This window comes from Chryseobacterium sp. GW821-FHT04C04 (assembly GCF_059420365.1).
In genome coordinates, this window is sequence record NZ_JBWKTO010000001.1 from 608577 (window position 1) to 633784 (window position 25208).

The 25208-nt window shown below is 36.7% G+C and carries 21 protein-coding genes and 1 tRNA gene; 13 read left to right on the forward strand and 9 right to left on the reverse strand.

Annotated features, from left to right (window positions below; all coding sequences use genetic code 11):
- The 7 genes from AC07UM_RS02815 to AC07UM_RS02845 all read left to right on the forward strand — a co-directional run.
- On the forward strand, positions 1–426 hold a 426-nt coding region (locus AC07UM_RS02815), incomplete at its 5' end, for a peptidoglycan-binding protein LysM (RefSeq protein WP_494724340.1).
- A 225-nt stretch (positions 427–651) separates the two neighbouring features.
- Entirely contained in the window at positions 652–1197 is a 546-nt protein-coding gene (locus tag AC07UM_RS02820) for a peptidoglycan-binding protein LysM (RefSeq protein ID WP_494682577.1), read from the forward strand.
- A gap of 82 nt (positions 1198–1279) precedes the next feature.
- Positions 1280–2080, forward strand: coding sequence for a fimbrial biogenesis chaperone (locus tag AC07UM_RS02825; protein WP_494682576.1), 801 nt, complete (start codon positions 1280–1282; stop codon positions 2078–2080).
- A gap of 9 nt (positions 2081–2089) precedes the next feature.
- The gene (locus AC07UM_RS02830) at positions 2090–4894 is read left to right on the forward strand and encodes a COG1470 family protein (RefSeq protein WP_494682575.1); all 2805 of its coding nucleotides are present in this window, start codon (positions 2090–2092) and stop codon (positions 4892–4894) included.
- Between the two features lie 10 nt (positions 4895–4904).
- On the forward strand, positions 4905–6338 hold the full coding sequence (locus tag AC07UM_RS02835) for a hypothetical protein (protein WP_494682574.1): 1434 nt from the start codon (positions 4905–4907) through the stop codon (positions 6336–6338).
- 699 nt (positions 6339–7037) lie between these two features.
- Positions 7038–7772: a sensor histidine kinase gene (locus AC07UM_RS02840; RefSeq protein ID WP_494682573.1), complete on the forward strand. Its 735-nt coding sequence runs from the start codon at positions 7038–7040 to the stop codon at positions 7770–7772.
- Positions 7772–8416: a response regulator gene (locus AC07UM_RS02845; protein WP_494682572.1), complete on the forward strand. Its 645-nt coding sequence runs from the start codon at positions 7772–7774 to the stop codon at positions 8414–8416. Before AC07UM_RS02840 ends, AC07UM_RS02845 begins: the two co-directional genes overlap by 1 nt.
- A 412-nt stretch (positions 8417–8828) precedes the next feature.
- Here AC07UM_RS02845 and AC07UM_RS02850 read toward each other — a convergent pair whose 3' ends face one another.
- From AC07UM_RS02850 to AC07UM_RS02860, 3 genes are all read right to left on the reverse strand, one after another.
- Positions 8829–12734, reverse strand: a complete 3906-nt coding sequence (locus tag AC07UM_RS02850; protein ID WP_494682571.1) for a PAS domain S-box protein — start codon at positions 12732–12734, stop codon at positions 8829–8831.
- A gap of 186 nt (positions 12735–12920) precedes the next feature.
- A complete protein-coding gene (locus AC07UM_RS02855) occupies positions 12921–13607 on the reverse strand; it encodes a phage integrase SAM-like domain and Arm DNA-binding domain-containing protein (RefSeq protein WP_494682570.1) in 687 nt (228 codons plus the stop codon).
- 324 nt (positions 13608–13931) lie between these two features.
- Positions 13932–14016, reverse strand: a tRNA-Ser gene (locus AC07UM_RS02860).
- A 500-nt stretch (positions 14017–14516) separates the two neighbouring features.
- Here AC07UM_RS02860 and AC07UM_RS02865 point away from each other — a divergent pair.
- Positions 14517–15368: a hypothetical protein gene (locus AC07UM_RS02865; RefSeq protein WP_494682569.1), complete on the forward strand. Its 852-nt coding sequence runs from the start codon at positions 14517–14519 to the stop codon at positions 15366–15368.
- Between the two features lie 292 nt (positions 15369–15660).
- On the opposite strand, the gene AC07UM_RS02870 is transcribed toward AC07UM_RS02865, so the two are convergent.
- From AC07UM_RS02870 to holA, 3 genes are all read right to left on the reverse strand, one after another.
- A complete protein-coding gene (locus AC07UM_RS02870; protein WP_494682568.1) occupies positions 15661–16038 on the reverse strand; it encodes a VOC family protein in 378 nt (125 codons plus the stop codon).
- Positions 16039–16482: 444 nt separating this feature from the next.
- Entirely contained in the window at positions 16483–17424 is a 942-nt protein-coding gene (trxB, locus tag AC07UM_RS02875) for a thioredoxin-disulfide reductase (RefSeq protein WP_494682567.1), read from the reverse strand.
- 220 nt (positions 17425–17644) lie between these two features.
- Entirely contained in the window at positions 17645–18682 is a 1038-nt protein-coding gene (gene holA, locus AC07UM_RS02880; protein WP_494682566.1) for a DNA polymerase III subunit delta, read from the reverse strand.
- A gap of 7 nt (positions 18683–18689) precedes the next feature.
- On the opposite strand from holA, the gene AC07UM_RS02885 reads away from it, so the two are divergent.
- Positions 18690–19121, forward strand: coding sequence for a type I restriction enzyme HsdR N-terminal domain-containing protein (locus AC07UM_RS02885; RefSeq protein ID WP_494682565.1), 432 nt, complete (start codon positions 18690–18692; stop codon positions 19119–19121).
- Between the two features lie 107 nt (positions 19122–19228).
- A complete protein-coding gene (locus tag AC07UM_RS02890; protein ID WP_494682564.1) occupies positions 19229–19843 on the forward strand; it encodes an HAD family hydrolase in 615 nt (204 codons plus the stop codon).
- A 12-nt stretch (positions 19844–19855) separates the two neighbouring features.
- Here AC07UM_RS02890 and AC07UM_RS02895 read toward each other — a convergent pair whose 3' ends face one another.
- The gene (locus AC07UM_RS02895; RefSeq protein WP_051890105.1) at positions 19856–20149 is read right to left on the reverse strand and encodes a winged helix-turn-helix transcriptional regulator; all 294 of its coding nucleotides are present in this window, start codon (positions 20147–20149) and stop codon (positions 19856–19858) included.
- A gap of 216 nt (positions 20150–20365) precedes the next feature.
- Here AC07UM_RS02895 and AC07UM_RS02900 point away from each other — a divergent pair, with 216 nt between their 5' ends.
- From AC07UM_RS02900 to AC07UM_RS02910, 3 genes are all read left to right on the forward strand, one after another.
- Positions 20366–21451 carry an alkene reductase gene (locus AC07UM_RS02900; protein WP_494682563.1) on the forward strand — a complete coding sequence of 362 codons (1086 nt, stop codon included), beginning with the start codon at positions 20366–20368 and terminating at the stop codon, positions 21449–21451.
- Between the two features lie 39 nt (positions 21452–21490).
- Positions 21491–22435 carry an alpha/beta fold hydrolase gene (locus AC07UM_RS02905; RefSeq protein ID WP_494682562.1) on the forward strand — a complete coding sequence of 315 codons (945 nt, stop codon included), beginning with the start codon at positions 21491–21493 and terminating at the stop codon, positions 22433–22435.
- 287 nt (positions 22436–22722) lie between these two features.
- Positions 22723–23466, forward strand: coding sequence for a dienelactone hydrolase family protein (locus tag AC07UM_RS02910; protein WP_494682561.1), 744 nt, complete (start codon positions 22723–22725; stop codon positions 23464–23466).
- A gap of 69 nt (positions 23467–23535) precedes the next feature.
- Here AC07UM_RS02910 and AC07UM_RS02915 read toward each other — a convergent pair whose 3' ends face one another.
- Together AC07UM_RS02915 and AC07UM_RS02920 are read right to left on the reverse strand one after the other, a co-directional pair.
- Entirely contained in the window at positions 23536–23916 is a 381-nt protein-coding gene (locus AC07UM_RS02915; protein ID WP_494682560.1) for a PEGA domain-containing protein, read from the reverse strand.
- A gap of 181 nt (positions 23917–24097) precedes the next feature.
- Complete coding sequence (locus AC07UM_RS02920) at positions 24098–24991, reverse strand: T9SS type A sorting domain-containing protein (RefSeq protein ID WP_494682559.1); 894 nt, start codon at positions 24989–24991, stop codon at positions 24098–24100.
- Positions 24992–25208 lie beyond the last annotated feature (217 nt).

Here is a 25208-nt window from a genome sequence, read left to right on the forward strand (position 1 = left end):
ATCTCTATCGACGCAGGAAGTACTGCCATTGGTAATACGGTTGATTTTAACTATGCCACTGCAGCAGACTATAACTCTGATCAGACCATTACTAAAGCTAACTCTTTGAAGGTTACTTCCACAAAGAACTTTAATGTTAAAGTAAAAGCAGGAGGTGCTAATTTTATGAATGGAACGAACTTAATCCCTGTAAATGTTTTGACAATTAAAGCAGCTACAGCTGCCGGAACAATGGGCGGAACAAAAAATGCTGTAGTTTTATCTGCAACGGATCAGAATTTAGTTACCAATGCTCCATTAGGAAGTGCATTAACACTGAATCTGGACTACACTATTCCAGCAGCAAAATCATCATCTTCTGATATTTTAGGTAAACCAGCGGGAACTTATACACAAACAGTTACTTATACTGCGACTGCTTTATAATATAAAAACACATCAATTTTATAATAAAAAAAACACATCAATATACATGCCCTCAGTACCTGGAAAGTGCTGAGGGTTTTTCTATTTATCATATGAATAAACCGTGTAGTTATTTTACTACATGCACTTCCGTTTTCCATTACAAAGAAACTTTTATCACCGCTGTAGATTTGTAGTATTCAAAAGAGAACAAGTAAACAAGAATAACAATTAAATAATACTACCATGACAAAACAAATCGTAATCACAGCCTTAACTTTTGGAGCAATCATATTAGGAACTAATAATGTTCAAGCTCAAAATACAACAGCAACCACAACGGTAAACATTACTCTGAATGATGTAATCTCTATCGACGCAGGAAGTACAGCCATTGGTAATACGGTTGATTTTAACTATGTTACTGCAGCAGACTATAATTCTGATCAGACCATTACTAAAGCCAACTCTTTAAAAGTTACTTCCACGAAGAACTTTAATGTTAAAGTAAAAGCAGGAGGCACTAATTTCATGAATGGAACGAACTTAATCCCTGTAAATGTTTTGACAATTAAAGCAGCTACAGCTGCCGGAACAATGGGCGGAACAAAAAATGCTGTAGTTTTATCGGCAACGGATCAGAACTTAGTTACCAATGCTCCTCTTGGAAGTGCATTAACACTGAATCTGGACTATACTATTCCAGCGGCAAAATCATCTTCTTCTGATATTTTAGGTAAACCAGCTGGAACTTATACGCAAACAGTTACTTATACTGCGACTGCTTTATAATAAAATTTTTAGTTTGTAAAGGCTCATTTTGCTGCGTTTTTCAGTAGTTTTGAGAATCTTTTATTATTAAACTATTTACACCATGCACAAGTTTATTTACCTTTTCATTTTCTTTATCCTTACAGGGTCTTCTTCACTTCTGGCACAAAGCATCTCTATGTCACCTACACGCTTGTTTTTCACAGGTAATCCAGGAGAAAAAGTAACAAAGACAGTCACGCTTCAAAACAACTCGGATAAAGATTATGTTTTTAATCTCAACTATAAAGATTGGGTTAGAGAAGAAGACGGAAATAAAGTTTATCTTGAAGCAGGCAGTTCAAAAACTTCCAATGCCTCCTGGGTGTCTACCTTAGAAAATGCTGTAACAGTTCCTGCCAAAAGTACAAAGGAGATTGTAGTAACCATGCAGATTCCGGCAAACGCATCACAGTCTACTGTTACAAACAGTATGTTGTTTTTTACCCAACTTCCTCAGCAGGCAGATAAGGCGCGTATTCAGAATGGTATTGGTATTATCACTTTATTTGAGGTGGGACTTCACATCTTTTACACTCCACCGGGAAACCATGTGAAAAGTTTGGATATTACCAATATTTCAGAAGTGAGCAATGAGAGTACTACGAATAGAAAAGTCGCTGTAAGCATTCATAATGACGGAAACACCATCAATGATGCCACCGTTGAATTTGAACTCACCAATACAGACAGTGGTAAAGAAATAAAATTACCCGCAATTTCCATCTCCATGTTTCCGGATACCAATCAGGTTGTTCAGTTTTCTTTACCAGAGAACATTTCAGGGAACTTCCTTGGCGTGGTTATCGTTAAAATGGCAGAATCCAATGATTTACGTGTAGGAGAAAAAAACTTTAAATTTTAAAATTAAGCCTTGAAACCACAGAATGGAATATCAATATCAGTACTAAGAAGAACAATCTTATTTTTTGTATTTGTTCTTCTGCACTTTTCGTGGGCCTTTGCACAGGAAAAAAAGGATATACAAATCCATTTTGAAAATGACAGTGTAACTGTTGAGAAGGGTTCTACTTTTACTAATTTCCTGGTCATTGAGAATAAAAGTTCTGAAGAGATTATGATTCAGAATATCATCCCTCAGGAACAATATCCGGGATTGCTTTTCTATCCCAAAAATGACTTTACCTTAGGCGCTGGTCAGTCTAAAAATCTTCCTGTGAAACTGATCGCCAACGTAGATTTTATGAAACTGAGATCCAATAAGATCCAATTCCAGGTTTCATATGCCACTCCAACGGTTACCAGAACTGAAAGCGCCTCGTTCTTTGTCGCTAAAGGCGAGAACAAAAACATCGCAATTTATACGGCTACCTACGAAAATTTCATTAACCCTGCTTTGCCCCAATCTTCAATTATGCTGACTGTAGAAAACCAGGGCTATAGTAAACGAACCGTTAAGATTGATTTGCAATCAATTCCTGATGGTCTGGAAATTTTACCCAAACAGCAAACCTTATCTCTGGAAGGGTTAGAAAAACAAACGGTTGAGATCAAAATTGCAGTCAGAAAACAGAATACACTTTATCCGGAATTTAATATTAATGCAATCGTCACAGATCTGCTTGATAATAAAATTGTGGGAAGCAATACGCTCTACTTAGTTATTTTATCGCACAACAGACAAATTGCCCGTGGAAACGAAGCGGTGAGCGGAAGTAACTTTGCGGAAATGAGCTATAATGAAAACAGTTCAGGTTTCAATTTTCTTCAGTTGAGGGGAAACACAGCATTCCGGGTGACTGAGAATTTAAAATCGCGCTTCAATATCGGTGCAGATTACTATTTTGAAGACGGTCTTTATAACGTGTATGATACCTGGCTGGAACTGGAGAGAAAAAATACGGTTTTACGCTTGGGAAATGTTAACAGCAGCGATTACGACTACCCTGTTTTCGGAAGAGGTGGGAAAGTTTCTACCAAATTTGGTAACAATAATCAGATTGAAGTTCTTGCGCTGGAAAGTAATTATAATCTGTACGGTACTTATTTCCAGCAAACAGAAGGATCTACCATGGTGGGTGCAAAATATGCTTTTGGAAATACTAAATCTTTCAATGGAAAAGTGTCCTATATTTTCGACCATGATCCGCGCTTTAACGTAGATACGCAGGTAGCGAATGCGGTAACATCATTGTTAATTAACGAAAAACACATCATCCGTACGGAGGTTGGAGTGAGTAACGAAAAAGGTCTTTCGAACAAAGACGAAAACACAGGAGCTTCAATGGGAGCCAATTACGAGGGAAAAATAGGGAAATGGGATGTACAATCTTTCAATTCCTTTGCCACCAAAAGTTATGCAGGGATCAAACGAGGATCTTTTTTTTCAAATCAGCGGATCGGCCGCCAATTTTCTGCTGCTCAGCGTGCTTTTATACAATATCAGAATTCGCAGGTAGAACCCGAGTTCCTGAGTTTCCAGAGTGAACCCATCCAACCTGGGAATACTTCTAATTTGCGTTATTATTTCAACAGTACAGAAGCTTTGGGACTAGGGTATCAGTTTTCTTTAAAGAAGTGGAATTTCCTACTTTATCCAAAGGTTGAAAAACAAAAAACAGCTAATTTTTATACATCACAGGAACTTTTTTCTTACCGGTTGGAAGCCAACATCAGTACTACATTAGGTGCCCACGGATTGAACCTGACGGCTGAATATTCTTATTCAAAAGAGAATGATCAACCAGACTGGTTCAATAGTTTGAGAACAACTTTATCTTACAGATATAAGTCATTCTCCCTCAACGGAACAGCCCAATGGAACGCAATCAGTGTCTTTGATTTAAATTCTTATTATGATGGAAACCGTAATTTCGCCAATTATAATGTGTATGCCTCCTATAATTTCCAGATGTTTAATCATAATCTGACTGGATCTTTTTCAGCCGGGACCTTCTATTCGGAACTTTATAAAAATTTAAACAGTAATATCACCGGTAATCTGGAGTATAAGATTTCGCCTTCCTGGTCCACCACAGGGTATTTTAATCTGTCCGGTTATAAATCTACGGCTGAATATGCAACCAGTGGAAGTTATTACCAGTTCAGAGTGGGAATTAAAAAATATTTTACCACAGCAACTGCTCTCGGAAATTATAAAGTGGCTCTCCAGTTCTTTGAAGATAAAAATTTTAATGGGCTTCTGGAATCCGGTGAATCGGTACTTGCTAATGAAATTGTAAAACTGGACAATTATGTAGCGATAACAGATAAGAATGGAAAAGTAGTTTTTCAGAATGTGCCTGAAGGTACTTACACTCTGAAAATGAACGAAAGTGCAGGTGCCCGGTTGATGATGGATCCTGTCATTATGGTGCATGCCAATATTAACCGTAAAGTAGGCTTGGTAAAAAACATTAAGGTAAGTGGGAAATTAACAGAGATCAAACAAGCCTACGATACTGTGGAAACGGATGTAACAGGAATAGTAGTATATGCAAAAAGTGAAGATGGTACGATCTATACAGCCGTGGTTAACCAAAAAAATGAGTTTGAGTTTTTCCTGAAAGATGGAAAATACAATCTCTATATTGAAAATGACAAATACAGCTATACACAACCCAGCCAAACTATTCAGGTGACAAAAGAAGGTTATTCAAAAGCCGTGGTTTTTGAGTATAAAAAGAAAGACACCACCATTAAGGTGAAAAAGTTTTAAATTTAAAAGTATGAAAAAGATGAGGTCTTTTCTAATAGGAATATTTACCATATTGTTCGGGTCTACAGCTACGAAAGCTCAGGATGTTTACCTGTCGGTCCCTGATAATACTATTTTTAACAGGAGCGAATTTACCTCAGTACCTACAAGGGTAATGACGAACGCCAACAGAACCAACTGGGATTATGCCTTTTTGGGATTACTCCCAACAGCTCCTACATTTACCTCTGTTTCCGGGCCAAATTTTACTCACTCTTCTTCCTCACTTACTTTACCCGGTTCCGTGCTTCTGTGGCAGTTGGAAAGTATGGGTGGACAGATGCCATCTACCGGACTTTCAGGTTACTTACCAGGTTTTCAATCGTTCAGTACAAGCGCTGTAAAATGGTTTGAACCGCCATCCATCAGTATCGGGGGCGGATTCAACCGGGGAAATATCAATTTTACATTTAAAATTCCTGCCTCGCAATTTAGTACCAATGCTTTCCGGGCCGGGAATTACTCCATGGATATAACTCAGAATTATAATGACTTCACACCCCGTAATTTTAAAACAATTTTAGTCATCCCTTCAGCTATACGATGGGTAGCAAACTCCTTAACAAAATACATAGAAATATCTTCTTTGAATGACTACCGTAGTACAAGCACGCGGGTGTGGGATTTGGGGAATACGGAAATCGCAAATACGGTTGATTTTAATTTTTGGGCGAAAGCTGCAGCAACAACAGTTCAGTTCACGTCCTCTAAAGGTGTTCCGGGAACCAGAAATATAGCAAGCATTAAATTGGGCAGTAATGGAGCGGCACTCACTACCAAAGCCTTATCTTCCGATTTTCAGAATTTTTCTGCTTCTAATTTCAGTGTTGTAGCAGGAAACAGAAACAGCTTAATTCCGCAGCTTTATGTGTCTGCGGAAGATTTTAAAAACTTTTTTTTTGAAGCCGGAACGTATACGTTTGATTTGAACTTCAATGCCAGCAGTACAGATAACTCCATTAACAGTTTGCAAAATACGGCTGTTCAGTTGAAGGTACTTCCTCTGTCGGAGATCACCATTCCCAGTTCCGGGCGCAGTGTAAACTTCAATTTTAATACTGCTGCTCATTACACTGATGGTCAGTCACAAATGATACCCAACCAAATTATGTTGTCCAATAATGAAAGTTTTGAGCTCTATGTAAAATCGGACGAAAATTATTTCAAGAAAGGCGGTCTGCAGACCAGCATCAATTCCAACATTTTACAAATTGGTATCGATGGGAGTTCTGTAAATGTTTCCTTATCCAAAACTCCTCAAAAAATACTCTTTAACGGAGCACCGGTTTTGGACCGTGCACTGAACGTAAGATACACCATACCACCTGCGGGTGCCCAAAGTTTGGTAGGGAAGGAAAATACCACATACTCTATCAATGTTTATTATAGTTTTACGGCTATTTAACAACACTTTCTGAAATAGCTCTTCCCTATGGAGCATTTTAATAGCAATAATCAATCGCCGTATCAGCACGGTATTGATAGATTATGGAGCTTTGTACCATGAGTACTTAATTGGAAGAGAAGTCTGTGTTCACGCTTCCAGCATTTTGTTTTGTGAGTACATTTTAACCAATATTTTATGGTTTCATTTCCACAATTGGCCGAAAACACAAAACTGTCCAAAAGATTTCCTAAAGGATCTCTATCCAGAAACCTTTTTTCCTTTGATGAGTTCTCCTCCATCAAACCCTTTATTTTTCATCACTCGTAGATACATTTTTGGAGTCTGGCTATCAATTATTGACGCTTCAAGCTGTCATTTTTTATCTTGCATCATTTGATCAGTTATCTCTTGATATTGTCCATTTTCCATCTTTTGCCCATTGTCGGTAATGCCAGTAAACAATTTACAAAGTGGAAGCCTGTCGAAATATTATGCCACATAAAGCCGTTTTTAGTTAAATAAAATAGTAGATTTATTATTTCAGGTAAATCCTATTCAATTTTTCTTTTTACTAATATGATATTTTTTATAACTTGCCAGCACCTGGAAGAAAGGCCTGAACTATATGTTTTTATTCGTATTTAAAGAATATAACGCTTTCCGCCTTTTTTCAAAAATAATAATTCAAACAGCTTCTAAAACCATGATACTGAATTTATGAATGATTTTGTCAATGAACTCCAATTAAAAATCGAAAGACTGGAAAACGAAATCAATTTCAAGAACGGACTGATCTCGATATTGTCTCATGACTCAAAAGAACTGTTTGGAACTTTTCTGTGGCTTATAGAAGAGTTAGAGCAAAAAACTTTAAGTGAGGAAGATTTTTTTAAGTTGTTGCCGCAGGTAAAACGCGATGCCCAAAAGAATCTGCAAACTACCCAGGACAGCATTGCCTGGCTAAAAACACAATACGGGGAATTTAAGATTAAACCCGTTAAAATCATGGTGATGGATCTCTTTCACTATTTAGAAGAAAAATACGCTGCTCAATTAAAAGAAAAAAATATTAAATTTTATTTTAAAGGAGATCACAACGCATTTCTTACAAGCGATCGTATGTTGCTCGAATATATTTTAGATAAAATTTTTAACAATGCGGTAAAATATTCCTTACCGGGTCAAGATATTTATTTACAGGAGATTACAGAAGGTGATCAGATTATGCTTTCTGTGATTGATTTCGGAACGGGAATACATGAAAAGTATTTACCTGGGATCTATAATCATGGCAATCCCATATTTCTGGGAACTGCAGGCGAGAAAGGAGTGGGATTAAGTTTGAAAATTGTAAAAAATTTTATATCCTTGCTTAATGGAAACCTCCAAATCATTTCCACTGAAAATAAAGGCACCACGGTTTCCCTTTTTTTACGTAAATTTATAGAGTAATGGGTTTAAAAGTAAACATTCGCATTGTTGTAGCAGACGATCATGGTATCGTCCGGATGGGTTTGATACAAGCAATTAAACGATTCAGACCCGATGCCATCATTTCAGAAGTAGAGGATTATAAATCGCTTTACAAATTAATTCTGAAAGAAGAATTTGATCTGGCCATTATGGACGTTAATATGCCTAATGGTACTGTTCAGGAAGCAATAGATTACATAAAAATTCACCAACCTGCATTAAAAACTCTGATATTTTCTTCTCAGGATGAAGAGTTGTATGGAATGCGTTATCTGAAAATGGGTGCTGGTGGCTATCTCAGCAAGCTAAGTTCGACTGAAGTCATTGAGACTGCTTTAACGGCGATGCTCAGTAAGGGCCGATATGTTAGTGAGAATATAAAAGAAGCGATTTTCTTAGAATCATTAAATGGTGTGACAAAAAATTCTCCCTTTGAAGCGCTATCAGACCGCGAATTGCAAATTGCCAGTAAGATTGCAGAAGGTCTTCCCCTCAAACAAATTTCTAATCAGCTGAATCTCCATTCATCAACGATCAGTACTTACAAAAACAGGCTGTTTGAGAAGCTGAAAATACGATCCGTACCCGAATTAGTGGAGATTCTTAGGCTGTATAATCAGTAAACATTCTATTATTTCCCAATTTGTCATCCCTAGAAATTGTGGGATCTTGTACATCAGAACAAGATTCTTCACTCGCTGCCTTCAGGGAATGTTCCGTGAAATCATTTTGAACTTACAGAACAGGAGATCGGCAGATCGACAGAAGCCAAGCTCACAAATTCCCAATGCTATCAGAAATACTTTTTTTCTGAATCGTCCAACCTTTGAAGAAAAAAGGGTTCTAAAATATCTTTTAATACCAAAATATTTAATTGTGAATCACCAGTGCTTTTTCATCCGCATAAATGATAATCTTACATATTTTCTTATCAATAATACCGGACCAGATTATTGATAAGAAAATATGTAAGCTCACTTGTTTTGAAAATCAGATTATTATCTTCGGCAATCAAAATTAACTTAGCTTTTGATTTTATTTTAGTAAACTTTTTATTAGGTCTAATGCTATTGTTATTTCTTCTTTTATTTCTTTCTCCATCGCTGAAAAATCTATATTTTCATCAACTTTTTTCTCCCATTTCAATGCACAATCTGAAAGCCTGAAAAGACCGGCAGTTCCGGCAGTGCCTTTAAGCTTATGAAGAATCATTTTGATATCGTCCGCATTTTTTACTGCTGCTGTGTCAACAATATTATTCTCTGTCTGTATAAGCTCGTTAATCACAAGGTTTAAAAAAATATCTTTGAATTCTTCATCACCACCAATCTGCTCATTCAGCATATCCATGTTGATATATTTCTTGGTTAATATTTTAGCTTCTGTTTCAACATCTTTATCTTTTTGAATGGCAATATACTTTTTGAGCATTTCCAAAAGATCTGCCTGTCGCAAAGGTTTAGGCAGAAAATCGGTCATCCCAGACTCTATACATTTTTCTTTCTCTCCCAAAACGTTTCCTGCTGTTACACCAATAATAGGTATGTTTTTGTATCCGGGTAAGAGGCGAACCTGTTGTGTAGCTTCAATACCGTTCATTACCGGCATCTGTACATCCATAAGAATAATAGAGAATTCTTTTTTCTTGCATTCTTCCAAAGCTTCGAGACCGTTTACCGCTTCTGTAAGGTGTGCGCCGGGAATAAGTAATTTCATCATTTTATTATTCAGAACCATATTCACCGGGTTATCGTCTACTAAAAGAACTTCTAGCTCTTTCATAAAAGAAAACTGGTCTTTTTCAAAATGTTTCGGAGCAGTAACTTCTGTCACGGTATTTTGTGCCACACGTCTAAGTGTTTTATAAAGATCATCAGACTTAATGGGCTTTAAGAGAAAATAAGAATTGTCTTCCTTACGGAAAGAATTAATGACATCATGTTCCTCCGAAGAAGTATGAAGAATTACCAATGGTGAGGTCTCATTCCGTTCAATAAATAACTTTTTGATCTTATCAATTGTTTCCAAACCAGAAATTACCGGCATATGATAATCCATCAGTATCACATCGAAATGTTCACCTCTAAGCAATAACTGTAAAGCTTCCATTCCGTTGGCTGCCAGTGTAGATTCTATATTTTTATAGGTAAGCATGTGTTGAAGAATGATCCTGTTTGCTTCATTATCATCCACCACTAGCACTTTTTTTATAGTAAGATCTTCTTCTTCTCTCAATTCGGATATTTCGTAAGGAATTTCAATATCGAAGTAAAAAACTGAACCTTTCTCAGGTGTACTGATCAGCGATAAATGACTTCCCATATATCCAAGAATATTGTTTGAAATGGTAAGGCCGAGACCGGTTCCTCCGTAACGCTTACTGATAGAGCTGTTTTCCTGTGTGAAAGCATCAAAAATATGTTTCTGCTTTTCGATAGGTATGCCAATCCCTGTATCTCTTACAGAAAATCGTAGAACAATGTTGCTATCATCCATGCGGAGTTTTTCTACTTTCAGCTCAATTTCACCTTGCCCCGTGAACTTTACTGCATTACCCAAGAGGTTAATAAGTATTTGCTTTAATCTGGATTCATCAAGTAATAAAGTTTTTGGAAGTCCTTGTTCAATATTAAGAAGAAGTTCAATATCTTTTTTCTGAGACTGATATAGAATCACATTAATAACCTGACTTACCATGTCATAAACATTACTTTTCTCTATCAGAAGCTCCATTTTACCGGATTCTATTTTAGAAAAATCCAAAATATCATTAATAATATTCAAGAGGTTTTCCCCGGATTCGTTAATATAATTAAGATATTGAGTCTGAATATCGTTGAGAGGAGTCCGCAAAAGAAGATCAGAGAAACCGATCACTCCATTTAAAGGTGTTCGTATCTCATGACTCATATTAGCAAGAAACTCTGATTTTGCCTTGCTTGCGATATCAGCCATTTTTTTTGCATTTTTAAGTTCTTCATTGGTCTGCACAGAATTAGTTATATTTTGAACAGAAACAATCACCCCTCCAATTTCATTATCTGACAGATACCATGGACCAACTTTAAGGTCGAAATGCTGAATTTCTTCTTTGCCCTCAATACTCATCGCAAAATCTTCATTTATATAAGTTTTACCTTGCAAAGCAGCACGATAAATTTCTTTTCGTTCTTCAGGAATGTTTGGTGATATAACAAAAAGATTCTTTCCGATTATATCAGTCTCATTCATTTTGAATTCATCTTTCCATCTACTGCTTACAGAAATATAATTAAGATCTATATCAAACATCGCCACGGCAACTGGAACATAAGTTACAAACGATTGCATCATTGCTTCTTTTTTAGCAACATCAAGGAACATATTTTTGAATACATCAATATCCTGAATTATCCCATAAACCCTGTTGCAAACGCCATTTTCAAATTCCGGAATTCCTTTTACCCTTACCCAGATCGTAACACCATCATTACGCACTAGCTGAAATTCATCATCATACGGAACTCCTTCTGTCACCGCTCTGTTGAATAAAAATTTAACTCTTTCTCTACTATCCTCTTTGTAAAAACCGATAGCATTTTCTAAATTAGGCTGAAAATCATTACTTATCTTATGAATTTCTTTGGTACTTTGAGACCAAAATACAGTGTCTTTTTTCAAATTTACTTCCCAACCCCCAACTTGAGCTACAGAACTTGTCTGCTCCAGCATTTTTTTGGTATGAATCAGATCTTTCTCTAAAGTCATTCTTTCGGTGACGTTCAATGCTGTGCTTATTATATAAGGTTTCCCTTCTTTATCTATCTCAACAAGATTGTGGTACATCCAAATCTGCTCTACCCCATTCTTCGCCTTGAGAATCATGGTTCCGAAATCCTCCTTGTTTTTATTAATCCTATCAAGATACTGGTACAAAGAAGGCCAATTATGCTCAGGAACAAGGTCCCTAAGGTTTAATTTTTTTACCTCATCTATAGAATAATGAAGCGTTTCTCTACCTTTTTCGTTAACAGCGATAATGTTGCCCTCCATGTCATGCATACTCATCAAACCGATGGCATTTTCAAAGAAACTCCTGAAACGTCTCTCTGAGCTTTCCAACTGACGTTTTTCTTCAGTCTGCGCAGTAATGTTGATTCCGAAGCAAAAAATTTCAGAAAGTTCCTGATTGGGTTTCAAAACCCATTCTACAATCACAGAACTTCCATCTTTAACTATGGTAGAAGTAGTAAAAGATACTTCCTGGTAACTCTTCGTAAGATTTTTAAGCTTTGAAAGTTCCTTATTGCCTTCATCGAAAACCTGATTGAAATGAACCCCAATCATTTCTGTTTTCTTTAATGAAAAGACTTTTTCTACTGCCGGATTGAAATCTTTAAACTTTAATTCGTCATCTAAAACACAGATCAGATTATTGGATATATTGAAGAGTTGTTGAAAATATTCTGCATAAATTGTCTTTCTCTTTACCATTAGAAGGTTAGAAATAACATCTGAAAGTTTTTTGAGTGCTGCAATCTGTCTGTCTGTTATAGTTCGGGGTTTATAATCAATCACACAAATTGTTCCTAATGCAAAACCTTCGTCATCAATAAATGGTATGCCTACATAAAATCGTATCCCTCCTTCCAAAATCAGTGGGTTGTTCCGGGATCTGTCATCCAAAAGCGTATCATTGATAATCACCACTTCTCCGCTTGCTATCGAATACTGGCAAACCGTATTCTCGCGATGTACAGAGTCGATCTCAAGACCTATACAGCTTTGAATGGTCTGAGTTTCACTTTCCATAATTGCAATTAAAGAAGCAGGACAATCGGCAATGAGACATGCAGTCTCTGCAAAAACATCAAATTGAGGGTCTTTGCCTAAGTTCAGCAGATCAAAAAATTCTAATTTTTTCAATCTTCCTAACTCATTATCAGGAATGATATTTTTCATAATATTAGTCGCTAAATTATTTAAAAATTAATAAATATCATTATAATATTTATATAAATAATTTTTTATAAAAGTTTGAATTACAAACACAATAATCCCTACTTATCCAAAAAGTATTATTAAAATGATAAAAATCTTGCTATGAAGTTTATAGTTGACAAAATATATCTGCTTCCATCGATTGGTTTAGCAACAGAAAAGAAAAATGTCACGAACTTGGTTTAATCTGTCTGACGCAAATTCCTTTTCATAAATCTTCTGAATTTCTTCCTTGATAAGATATGTACGTTCAACTACCTTAAGTTTTGCTTTGTATCCTAGAAAAGGATCTTTGGAGAGCCAGCCATTCGCAATACATAACCGAATAATCTTTTTGAAATTCTTGATGTATTTTACTGCGGTATTGTTAGCACATTTACGTACACTTCGTAGCCAGAAATCATAATCCATAATGAAAGCGTGATCAATCTTTGTAATGTCTATATCAGAAATTTTATATTTCCAGTTTAGGAATTCCTGTGTGTGTTTTAAAGAGGTTTTATACCGTTCCAAAGTTCCGGGTGCAAAATCCTGACCTACCAGTGCTTCGACCTTATCATTATGATCCTGAAAAATAGGAATCAGCATTCTTTGCTCAATGTCGGTTCCAAGCAGTTTAGATTTTAAACTCACTACTGTTAGATTATTCTCCTCTTTCACCATCTGGTAATGGTAATCGTAAACTTGTTGTTCTAAAGTTTTAAGATAGAGGTTCAGTGTTTTGGCTTCTTGGCTATTACCTACTGTCTTGTGTTTTTTATTATCCCATTTCTTTGGATCGATATACCTCTTAGCAGCAATATCCGCTGCCTTGCCATCTATTGTTATCCGCAAGTAGATGGGGTTCTGTTTGTTCGGATCTTATTCTTTTTTATAAAGAATAACAGGTTAAATGTTTTGTTCATTGTGTGGTAACTTTAATTGTTAATAATTTACTTTTTGTTACCTCTTTTTGCAAGATGTACAATCATTAGACTGCCTATTGGTCGGGTTTCCCTGAATTTTTCGTGACCTATTTTCAAATTTTCAGGATGGGTCACGGAATAGGTCATATAAATTGTGACCTATATTGATTTTTTTTGATACTAGCGCAAAAACAAAAAACGCTGTAAACATTAATGTTTACAGCGTTTTAGCTTATTTTAGTTTCTCAACTAGCGGAGAGAGAGGGATTCGAACCCCCGGACCTGTTACAGTCAATAGTTTTCAAGACTATCGCAATCGACCACTCTGCCATCTCTCCCTAAACTCCGGCTATACCGTTGTTTTCAGTGGTGCAAATATAGAACGATTTTTATTTTCTGCAAAACTTTTCCCACACAAATTTTAACAAAACTTAATAATAGACTAGGAATCAGGGGAATTATTTTCATTAAAAATCTTATTGATCAAATCAGTTTTTGGATAAAGCATTACGATTACAATCAATTCATACCATTCCAAATTACTTATTAGAAAACCAGCAGGAACACATTAATCTTCTGAACGAGGAAATTAAAGCTTTAAATATAGAAAATGCAAAATTAAAAAAGGGATAATCTCTTCTATATAAGAATAAAAAACGACTTCCAATGGAAGTCATTTTTTATTTTATAGCCATCAAAATTTGTTTCCCCCTTTCCTTAAACTCCTAGAGCCACTTTTGAAAGACCTGTATACCTTACCAGTGATCAGAATAGAGTATATTTGTAAAGATTCATATCACCCTATAACAGAACTAAAAACTAATAATACTATTTTCAAATGTTTACTCAATCTTTTATCAAAAACACGGTTATTGCCGCTTCCTTAGTTTTCTCTTCTATGGCTTTTGCGCAGAAGATGCCCATGTCAATACTTCCATCCGGCCACCTGATTGTAGGGGCTGAAGTAGACGGTAAGAAGGGAAATTTTATATTGGATACCGGAGGAGGGATCAATCTTTTTCTGAACAATTTTTCCAAAGACCTTGCCCCCAAAGAAACATACAACTACCTGACAGCTTTCCGGGCAACGGGCGAAAAAATGACCATTCCTCTTTTCAAATCAAAAGAGATTATTTTTAATGGTAAAAAATTTAAAGATACCTGGTATGCCACGCATGAGATGGAAATTAAAGGAATTGATGGTTTGATTTCCCTTCCCATGCTTTATGATACAGAATTTATTATCGATTATACGACCAAAGAACTTATTTTTCCAAAAGAAAAACTGAGCAGCAAAAAAGTAATGGATATCCAGCTGTCTACCAATGCAGATCAGTCTCTGGATATTACGGCCTATGTACTTTTGAACAATAAATATAAGATCAACGTTCTTCTGGATTCCGGTGCCGGCAAAGATTCTTTTTGGCTGAGTGAACGCCTGATGAATACCCTGGATATCAAAAAAGAAGGTCTGCAGGTAGTGGAGAAGAAAAGTGAATTCAATCCCGGTTTGACGACTAAGTTTTATAAAGGTAGTATTGGCTCTATTTCAACCTCTTTTGCAACCGTAGAAAAACCTGATGTATTTTTTGTAGAAGGTCTTATTTATGAAGGTAAAACGAGTATCAACTGGCTGGGTAAAAAGCTAGGTTTCAATCTTAAAGAGAAGAAAATCTATATTTTGGATTAAACAAAATAACAAATGCAAAAAACAGCTTTCTAATGAAAGCTGTTTTTTATATAAATTGCGGATAAAACCACCCCGTCAAAAATTCTTTGAATTTTCGCCACCCCTCCAAAGGATGGGAATTTTCCCGTCATATTCAATGGTGGTATTTCCCAGAATGGTAATTTTCCAATACTTCCTTTTCAGAATGATCATAACTGGATTTCTATAATATCATTCCGCAGGAATCTCAACAATTCTTTTGACCATTTAATAAGAATAACAGGCTGTATTTCTTCGAAATGACCAATCAGTACTATTCTCCTGCCGGCTCGAACAATTCGATCTTATTGCCCTCCGGATCCAGAATGTGAACGAATTTTCCATACTCATACGCAGCAATCTCGTCCAGAATCGTTACTCCTTCTTTTTTCAGTTCTTCTACCAAAGCTTCAATATTCTCTACATGGTAATTGATCATAAATTCTTTTGTGGAAGGCTCAAAATACTGGGTAGACTCCTTAAAAGGGCTCCATAGTGTATATCCTTTCTTATCAGAATCTGCTTCTCTCCAGTCGAATTTAGTTCCGTATGGGCTGGTTTCCAGTCCCAGGTGGGTTTTATACCATTCGTTTACTTGTTCAGGTTCTTTACACTTAAAGAAGATGCCTCCGATAGCGGTTACTCTTTTCATTTTTTATTCGTTTTTGTTCAGTTGATAGTTTCTTTAGATCCAAGTTTGGATCGTTTTGCATTTTCACAAATATATCAATGTTTTTGTTACCTATTTCACGATTTTAATTGATTTTTTAATGGAGGATATTGGAAAATCGCAAAGGCGCTAATTATAGTAAAGTAATCTGCTATAAGGCGCAAGGATTTTATCTGCGATACAATTGATAACCACATATTTTAAAAACCATTAAGAAAAATTAAATGATTAAGAATATTAAGATGAAATACAATGCTTTCTAACAACATCTTTGATGTTTTCCTTAACTTCCCTTCACAGCTTCAAATTCCTTAATGGTTCAAAAAATTAAAAAAAATCTTACACTCTTGTGTTTTCTCAACACAATAACACAACAAAAAAAGCGCACCCATTGGGTACGCTTTGTATTCTATAAACTAAATACGACTAGTGTAATTCAGCTAAATATTTCTCTGCATCCATTGCAGACATACATCCGCTTCCGGCAGCTGTAATAGCCTGTCTGTAGATATGATCCTGAACATCTCCAGCAGCAAATACGCCCGGAAGATTCGTTCTTGAAGAACCTTTTTCAGTAACGATATATCCGTTTTCATCAAGATCTACCTGACCTGCGAAGATATCAGTATTCGGTTTGTGGCCAATGGCGATAAAGATCCCTTCAACATCCACTGTAGACTTTTCCTGAGTTTGGTTATTGATGATCACCGCTCTTTCTACAAGGCTGTTTTCCCCTTCAATTCCGATTAGCTCGTGGTGGAATTTCACTTCGATATTCGGAGTGCTTTCTACTCTGTGAATCATTGCTTTTGAAGCTCTGAACACGTCTTTTCTTACCAATAAAGTTACTTTCTTACATAGTTTTGCAAGGTAAGTAGCCTCTTCTGCTGCAGTATCTCCTGCTCCTACTACCACTACATCTTTTCCTCTGTAGAAGAATCCATCGCATGTAGCACAAGCTGAAACCCCTCCTCCTGCATACTTTTTCTCATCATCAAGACCTAGATATTTTGCTGTAGCTCCTGTAGAGATAATGACAGTTTTGGCAAGGATTTCTTTGTTTCCTGCATATAATTTGTGAACACCGCCTACTTCCTTAGAAAACTCAGCTCTGGTGATCATTTCATAATGAACTTTGGTATCAAATCTTTCTGCCTGTTTTTGCAGATCCATCATCATTTCAGGACCTGTAATCCCTGCTGGATACCCTGGAAAGTTATCAACTTCAGTAGTGGTTGTTAATTGTCCGCCTGGCTCCAAACCTGTATACAATTCAGGTTTCAAGTCTGCTCTTGCTGCATAGATAGCAGCGGTAAAGCCAGAAGGCCCGGATCCAACGATCACACAATCTAAAATATTTTGCTCCATAATTTACTTGTTCGAAAAGATTTAATTAAGACCGCTAATTTCGTAATTTTTACCGTCTTTTTAAAGTTATTTTAATGATACTTGTCAATATCTGATATGTTGAATTTCGATGGTAATTGTTGGGAGGGTTGGGATTCGGATTGCAAAATCTAACACTCCTATTTTCATATCTCGTACCGGTATGTCTCGAATCACTTATCTCGCTACCCTGCAACACACATTATACCTTCATCTTAATCTTATCTACATTGATAATCTTGTATACCAGTTCTCTGATCAGTTCTGCATCGCCCATATTCACTGCTCCAAGGCCTTTTCCTTTCATATCGAATTCACGTAAAATAGAAATGACTCTTGTAGCATGTTTTAAAGGGTAAAGTCTTGCGCTTTCTGCGTAGTCTTTGACAAAATAAGGGTTTACGCCCATCTGTGATGCAATCGTCTGCGGAGACTGCCCTGCCATGGTCTGGTAGATAATGACGTTTGAAAAATAATTGTAAAGGCTTGCCAGCATCATTACAAAAGGATTGTTCTTCGGATTCTTCCCCATAAAATGGGCAATCTTAAAGGCTGCATTGGCATTTTTTGTTCCCAAAGCCTTTTGAAGTTCAAAAATATTGTATTCTTTACTGATTCCGATATGGTTTTCAATGATCGCTCCATCAAGGATTTCTCCTTCTTTAAGGATCATCTTCAGTTTGTTCAGTTCATTGGCAATTCTTGACAGGTCGTTTCCAAGATACTCTGCCAGAAGATGAGAAATATTGGGAGCCGTCTTGATGCCAAGCTTTATGCATTCATCTGAGATCCATTTCGGAAGGTTATTTTCCTTTACGGACTCACTCAGGAAAAGCGCTTTGGATTTGTCTAATGCTTTAGCGGCCTTTTTTCGGCTGTCCAGTTTCTTATGTTTGTGTGCAAAAACCAAAACCGTAGAAGGAATTGGATTTTCTACATAGGATTCCAGCATTCTGTTTTCCTCTTCATTCAGTCTTAAATCCTGAGCTTCTTTCACAATGATCACCTGTTTGTCCCCCATCATTGGAAACTGTCTTGCCAGAGAAAGCACCTCCTGATAAGAAGTATCTTTTCCGTAGGTAACCGTTTGGTTGAAAGCTTTTTCATCTTCTTCCAAAAAGCCGTGTTCAAGAGCTCTTACAGCGACATCAATAAAGTAAGCTTCTTCTCCGTGGAAAAAATAAATAGGTAAAACTTCTTTATTTTTAATATTTTTGAGGATTAAATCTAATTCTTTCATCTTATTAATGGAACTTCCAAAACTGAATTTTCAGGAAACTTTTGATTTTAAATTCAAGAAAGACAAAGATAAGTTTTTTATTTATGATTTGGTTCGTAAAACTTATCTTCTGCTCACTCCTGAGGAATGGGTAAGACAGCACTGGATACATTATTACCTTACTGTAAAATCCTATTCTGCATCGGCCCTGATTACCGAAAAGAAGATTGTTTTGAATGGTCTTACCAAACGTATTGACCTTCTGGTTACTGAAAAAACGGAACCTGTAATTTTGATCGAATGCAAGGCTCCACAGATCAAATTAACGGAAAAAACATTTGAACAAACAGCCAGATATAATTCCATTATTGGAGCTAAAGAAATCATACTGACCAATGGGCTTCAGCATATCAACGCGTATTATAAAGAAGGACAGTATCAGTTTTACAGACCGGAATAGCACAAAATCATCCCGTTGTACCAATATTGAGTAGAGCGGTAAAAATTCCTCTTTTCTGACGGGATGGTTCACAAAAACAGGAGGATTTCACAATAATATTAAACATTATGAAAATAAAAAACATCATATTCGATTTCGGAGGTGTACTCATGGACTGGGATCCAAGATATTTCTTCAAAAATTATTTTAACGATAACGAAAGAATGGAATATTTCCTGAAAAATATCGCCCAGGATGAATGGAATATAGAACAGGACAGAGGACGAAGTCTTGCTGAAGGAACAGAAATTCAGGTGAAAAAATTCCCTGAATGGGAAAAAGAGATCCACGCTTTCTACGACAACTGGACGGTCATGCTGAAAAGCGATATTCCACAAAATGTAGAAGTTCTCAGAAAGCTTAAAAATACAGACTATAACCTATTCGGACTGACCAACTGGTCGGAAGAAACCTTTCCTTATGCATTGGAAAACTATGATTTCTTCCAGATATTTGAGGGTAAAATTGTAGTTTCCGGAACAGAAAAACTGATCAAACCTGATCCTAAAATCTGGCATGTGCTGCTGGAAAGATACAATATCAAGGCTGAGGAATCGGTTTTCATTGATGATAATACGAAGAATATTGAAATGGCAAAATCATTAAATTTTCATACCATTCAGGTAGATCCTGAAACAAATTTGGAGCAGGAACTCATCAAACTGGGGATAAAAATTGGATAATTACATACATTATTAGTCTTTTTTATAAAACCATTCAATAGTCCAATTATTGAGTGCCCTCATCGTCGCCTCCAACTCTCTTCCTTTTTCAGTTAAGGAATATTCAACTGTTGGCGGAATCGTTGCAAAAGCTTCCCTCTTTACAATTCGATGCTCTTCCAGTGTTTTTAAATCTTTGACCAACATTCTGGTATTTATTCCAATCACTGCCCTTTCTAACTCTTTAAATCTTTTCTTGCCATCCAGCAAAGTGTAAATAATAAGAAAAGTCCATTTTCCTCCCAATACCTCCAACGCACTTTGCATGTCGCACGTTATTTTTTTATCAATTTCACTCACTTATATCTAGGTTTTACGGTAATACTTTATATTTTGTCATTGATGTACATAAGTGTACCTACTTGCAAATATAAAGCAATTGATATAATTTTGCAAATCTTTTGTAAGAAATCAAATAAATACAGGGTAAAAATAATCCGCTACTTTATTTGAAAACAACATTTAACAATAAAAATATTACACATGAACCTTTTACAACCTACCTATCTTGGCAGCATTCAATTGACAAATCATATGGTCATGGCTCCCATGACCAGAAGCCGTGCTGATGCAAACGGACTTGTCGGCCCACTCACTACTCTGTATTATCAACAACGGGCAAGCGCAGGGTTGATCATATCGGAAGGACTTACTATTTCTAAGCAGGCTATTGGCATGCCTTTTATACCAGGTATTTATACTCCGGATCACATCGCATCATGGAAAAATGTAACCGATGCCGTTCATCAGGCCGGTGGTAAAATATTCGCACAATTATGGCACATGGGCCGCGCTGCACATTCTCAAAATAAAAATGGAGAAATCCCCGTTGCACCCTCTGCTATTGCGATCCCTACACAAACTGTTTTTACCGAAATAGGACAGAGACCTTTTGAGACCCCCAGAGAACTGAGCAATCAAGAAATCAAACAAACGATACAGGATTACAAACAAGCTGCAATCAATGCCATAGAAGCAGGTTTTGATGGTGTTGAACTTCATGGCGCCTTTGGGTATTTACCCAATCAGTTTTTATCGGAATCATCCAATACCAGAACAGACGAATTCGGAGGAAGCATAGAGAATCGCAGCCGTTTCACATTGGATGTTATGAAAGCTTTAATAGAAGCTATCGGACCCGGAAAAGTGGGTATAAAACTATCACCAAGCATTATCTATCATGGTATATTAGATTCGGATCCGGTAAGTCTGTACACCTATTTAATCACAGAACTCAATAAATTGGACATTGCTTACATTCATCTTATGCAACCGATGTTTCCAATAGATGAATATCCTCAATACCCAAAGGATGTCATCGAAGGATATGGTAAGACCATTCAAAAGCCGCTGATCATTAATGCTGGATATACCAGAGAAACCGCTGAAGAAGTTATCAAAGCAGAAAAAGCTCAACTGGTTTCGTTTGGGGCACTTTTCCTTGCAAACCCGGATCTTCCGGAACGGTTTCATTTAAACACTGAGCTTAATGCACCTGACCGAGCCACAATGTATGGTGGCGGTGATGAGAAGGGATACACCGATTATCCATTTCTACATCAAATTTAATTCAACTAACTATAACTCTCTAATCAATCATTTTTTACAATGAAAAGAATAATAATTTCACTGATCTGTTTTCTATTTTTTCAGTTTTCCTCTGGCCAAACAGTAAAGCCAGTCTCATCTCCAACAAATAAATCAGCGGATCCAGTTCCTACAAGCCATTTCACCAACGTTAACGGTATTAAGCTTCATTATGTAACCTGTGGGAACGGACCTGCAGTAATTCTTTTACACGGCTGGCCGTTTACGTGGCTGGAATGGAAGCCGGTAATGATCCAATTGGCAAAAGCCGGATATACTGCTATTGCTCCCGATCTCCGTGGAATGGGTGATTCTGAAATTAGTGATAGCGGCTATAGCAAGATCAATATCGCAGAAGACATTCATCAGCTTGTACAGCAGCTGAACCTGAAAGATATTCGCCTTGTGGGTATTGATATTGGGATGATGGTGGCTTATGCCTATACTGTGAAGCATCAGGATGAAGTTAAGCAACTTGTTTTGGGTGAATCTTTGATCCCCGGGTTCGGTTTAGAAGAATTAATGAATCCGGCTACAGGAGGCTACTGGCATTTTGGGTTTCATGCACAGGCAGATCTGGCAGCAATGCTTACAGCAGGTAAAGAAGCCGCATATCTGAACCCAATGTATGATCTAATGTCGCCGGACAAGCATATCGACCAAGCAGTAAGAGCAGAATACATTCGTCAATACAGTAAGCCTGGTGCGATGAAAGGAGGTTTCCAGCATTATGCTACGCTGATACAGGATGGAAAGGACAACAGATCCAATTTCAAAACCCAATTAACAATTCCTGTGTTAGTCCTTAACGGGGAAAAAGGAATTCCGTCTAAGCAAACATTTGACTGTGTAGCCAAAGTAGCTTCCAACGTTGAATACGGTATTGTTCCGAACAGCGGGCACGCTCTGGGTGAAGATAATCCGGTGTGGTACACAAACAGACTTGTGCAATTTTTTAACAAATAACCGATAGCAGTTGATGCTCTACTATAAAGTTATTACAATTAGCCTTGTTTAGAACCTTCATTTAACATTTTATTCATCCTCATTCTAAGTTATTTTTATTAATTTAGATGAGGATTTTTTTGTCATTGCTTCGTTGCTTTGCTCCTCTCGGTGGATGAAAATTGAAATTAATGACTATAATCTTAGCCCCGATCGTAGCATTTGTTTGAGCTCATTTTCTTTTGTAAAAGAAAATAGCGAGTGCGCAGAGCGGGAAATAGCTCCAAAAAAAATTAAACTATACATATATGATACGTTCAATCTTATTAACCACAATGATTATGGCTTCAGGTACCTTTTTCAGTCAGAAACTTAAAACAGTTTCTTATCAGGACGGTTCTCAGAAACTGAATGGTCTGATCACCTCCAATGCAGGAAAAAAACTTCCGGGAGTATTGATTCTACCCGCCTGGAAAGGGATTGATGAAGAAGCTAAAACAGCAGCTATTGAACTTGAAAAGCAAGGTTATATTGCCTTTATCGCTGACATTTATGGTGAAGGAAAAATTCCTGCTGACAATGAAGCAGCTTCTAAAACTTCAGGATATTATAAGCAGAACTACCAGGAATATCAGAAAAGAATTTCGCTGGCTTTGGAGCAGCTGAAGAAAAACGGAGCAATTTCTGACAAAGTAGCCGTTATTGGCTATTGCTTTGGAGGCACGGGTGCCTTAGAATCCGCGAGAGGACATCTGCCTGTTGCAGGCGTTGTTTCCATCCATGGCAGTCTTACGAGAGATCAGAGTCGAAAAAACGAAGCTTTGAGCGCTAAAATCCTGGTTGAAAATCCAGCTGATGATAAAAGCGTAACACCTGATGATTATAATAACCTCATCAAAGAGATGAACGAAGGAAACGCCGACTGGCAGATTATCACCTATGCTCATTCAAAACATACGTTCACCGATCCAAAATCACCGGATTATAATGCCGTAATGGCTAAAAGAGCCTGGAATCATACCTTGATGTTCCTGAAAGAAATACTGAAATAAGAATAAAAAAGGCAAATCCGCTCATTCCGAATTTGCCTTTTTTCTTTTGCTCTTTTATATTTTATCCAGTTATGGTTTTGCTTGCAGCTCAACATCATATTTTTTTGGAGAATATTTGGTCAGAGATCCTGTAGCCGCATCAATTCCAACTCCAATAGCACCTCCCAGAATAATATTCAGTAAGGTGACAGCATTAAAGTTTTTTGTCAATTTTACTTCTTTCTTCTCAAATCCTTCTTTTTCAAATGTAATCATCTGCTTACCCAAAGCTCTTGGGATTTTAGTCGTACAAGGTGTTGTACATTTTTCGATTCCTTTGTGAAATACTTTTGCGCCTTCAGGGCTTGAAGAAAAAGCTATTGAATCCTGAGTTCCTGTAAAAATGGTTGCACATGAAGTAGTAGAAAGCACGATTCCCAGCATGAATACTATTGATAATTTGTTTTTCATAGATTTTAATTAGTTCATTTTTTTAAGTCCGCGAACTTACAAAATAATTCAAAAACAAATGCTATCAATTGAGCTAATTATTTCCCAGAACACAGTATACATCAGGGTTTCAAGATCATAAATCACAAAAGCGCACCTTAGTGCGCCTTTTTCATCAATATTAGTTTTTACCGGTATCTATTTATTTCTTTATCAATTGTAATGAGCCTGAGTTTCCGTTACTGGAACGCCAGTTCACATAATAAGTTCCTGATACCGAAGTTTGAATATCTATGGGTAGTTTATTAACCCCTGATTCCATATCTGTCTTATACCCATATACTGTTCTGCCTGCAATATCTGCAACCATTACCGTAATAGTCTCTTTTCCTGAAGCAGTATATGCAAATTCTGATAATCCACTGCTTGGGTTGGGATAAAGTTTAGGTTTGTTCTGTTCGGATGTATTTGATTTACTCATCGTTGAAATTACAGGAGGACATGGATCACATACATAGCAGAGGAATTTACTACATTGAAGAAGATATTCTGCAGAAGCCTTACGGGTAAGAGTTACTCCGTATCCATAGCTGTTAGTGGGACCAATATCATAGTATAATCCGCGATCCATATCAGGTGTCCAGCATCCAGGAATAATCGTAGTAGAACCTCCAATCGCCGTGGGAACCGGATAGTATTTACTTGTCAACCCGGGATTAGGAAAATAAACTTTAAAAGTCCGTACTGACGGTGGATATCCTGGAAGAGTAAGAAGTAATGGAAACGTATAGGTATTTATTGGGTTTTGGCCTTGAACCAGATATTGAGAGAATGAATGAGTTTCTGATGCTGAACCTGACTTAATTTCCAATGATACAGGTGAAGAAACATCTCCAGGTATACCAGAACCAACAATTTGTCTGGTTATTTTTACTTTTGTATTGGCAGGAACGGATGGAACACCAGGATCAGTTATTATTATCTGGGCACTTAAAGCCGTACTACAAAATAAAGCCGTAAAAATAAGAAGGTTTATTTTTCTTCTTTTTAAAAATGAATCTGATGATCGAAAGATCTTAGTTAAAGTTGTTTTCATAAGATAATATTTTTGTGATGGCATTCTTTGATTATCACGGGATGCCGTTACCGATAAACAGGTACAAGTTGTCTCTTTTTTAGAAAAAAAAAAAGAACTAATGAGCAAGTGAGCAGGATAAAAACCTAAGCGAGTATTTTGATGGATTCAATGAGAAGAAGAACGGTAAATATGACCTATTGAAGTATTTCTCATTCTGGAGATTTCTCTATATTAG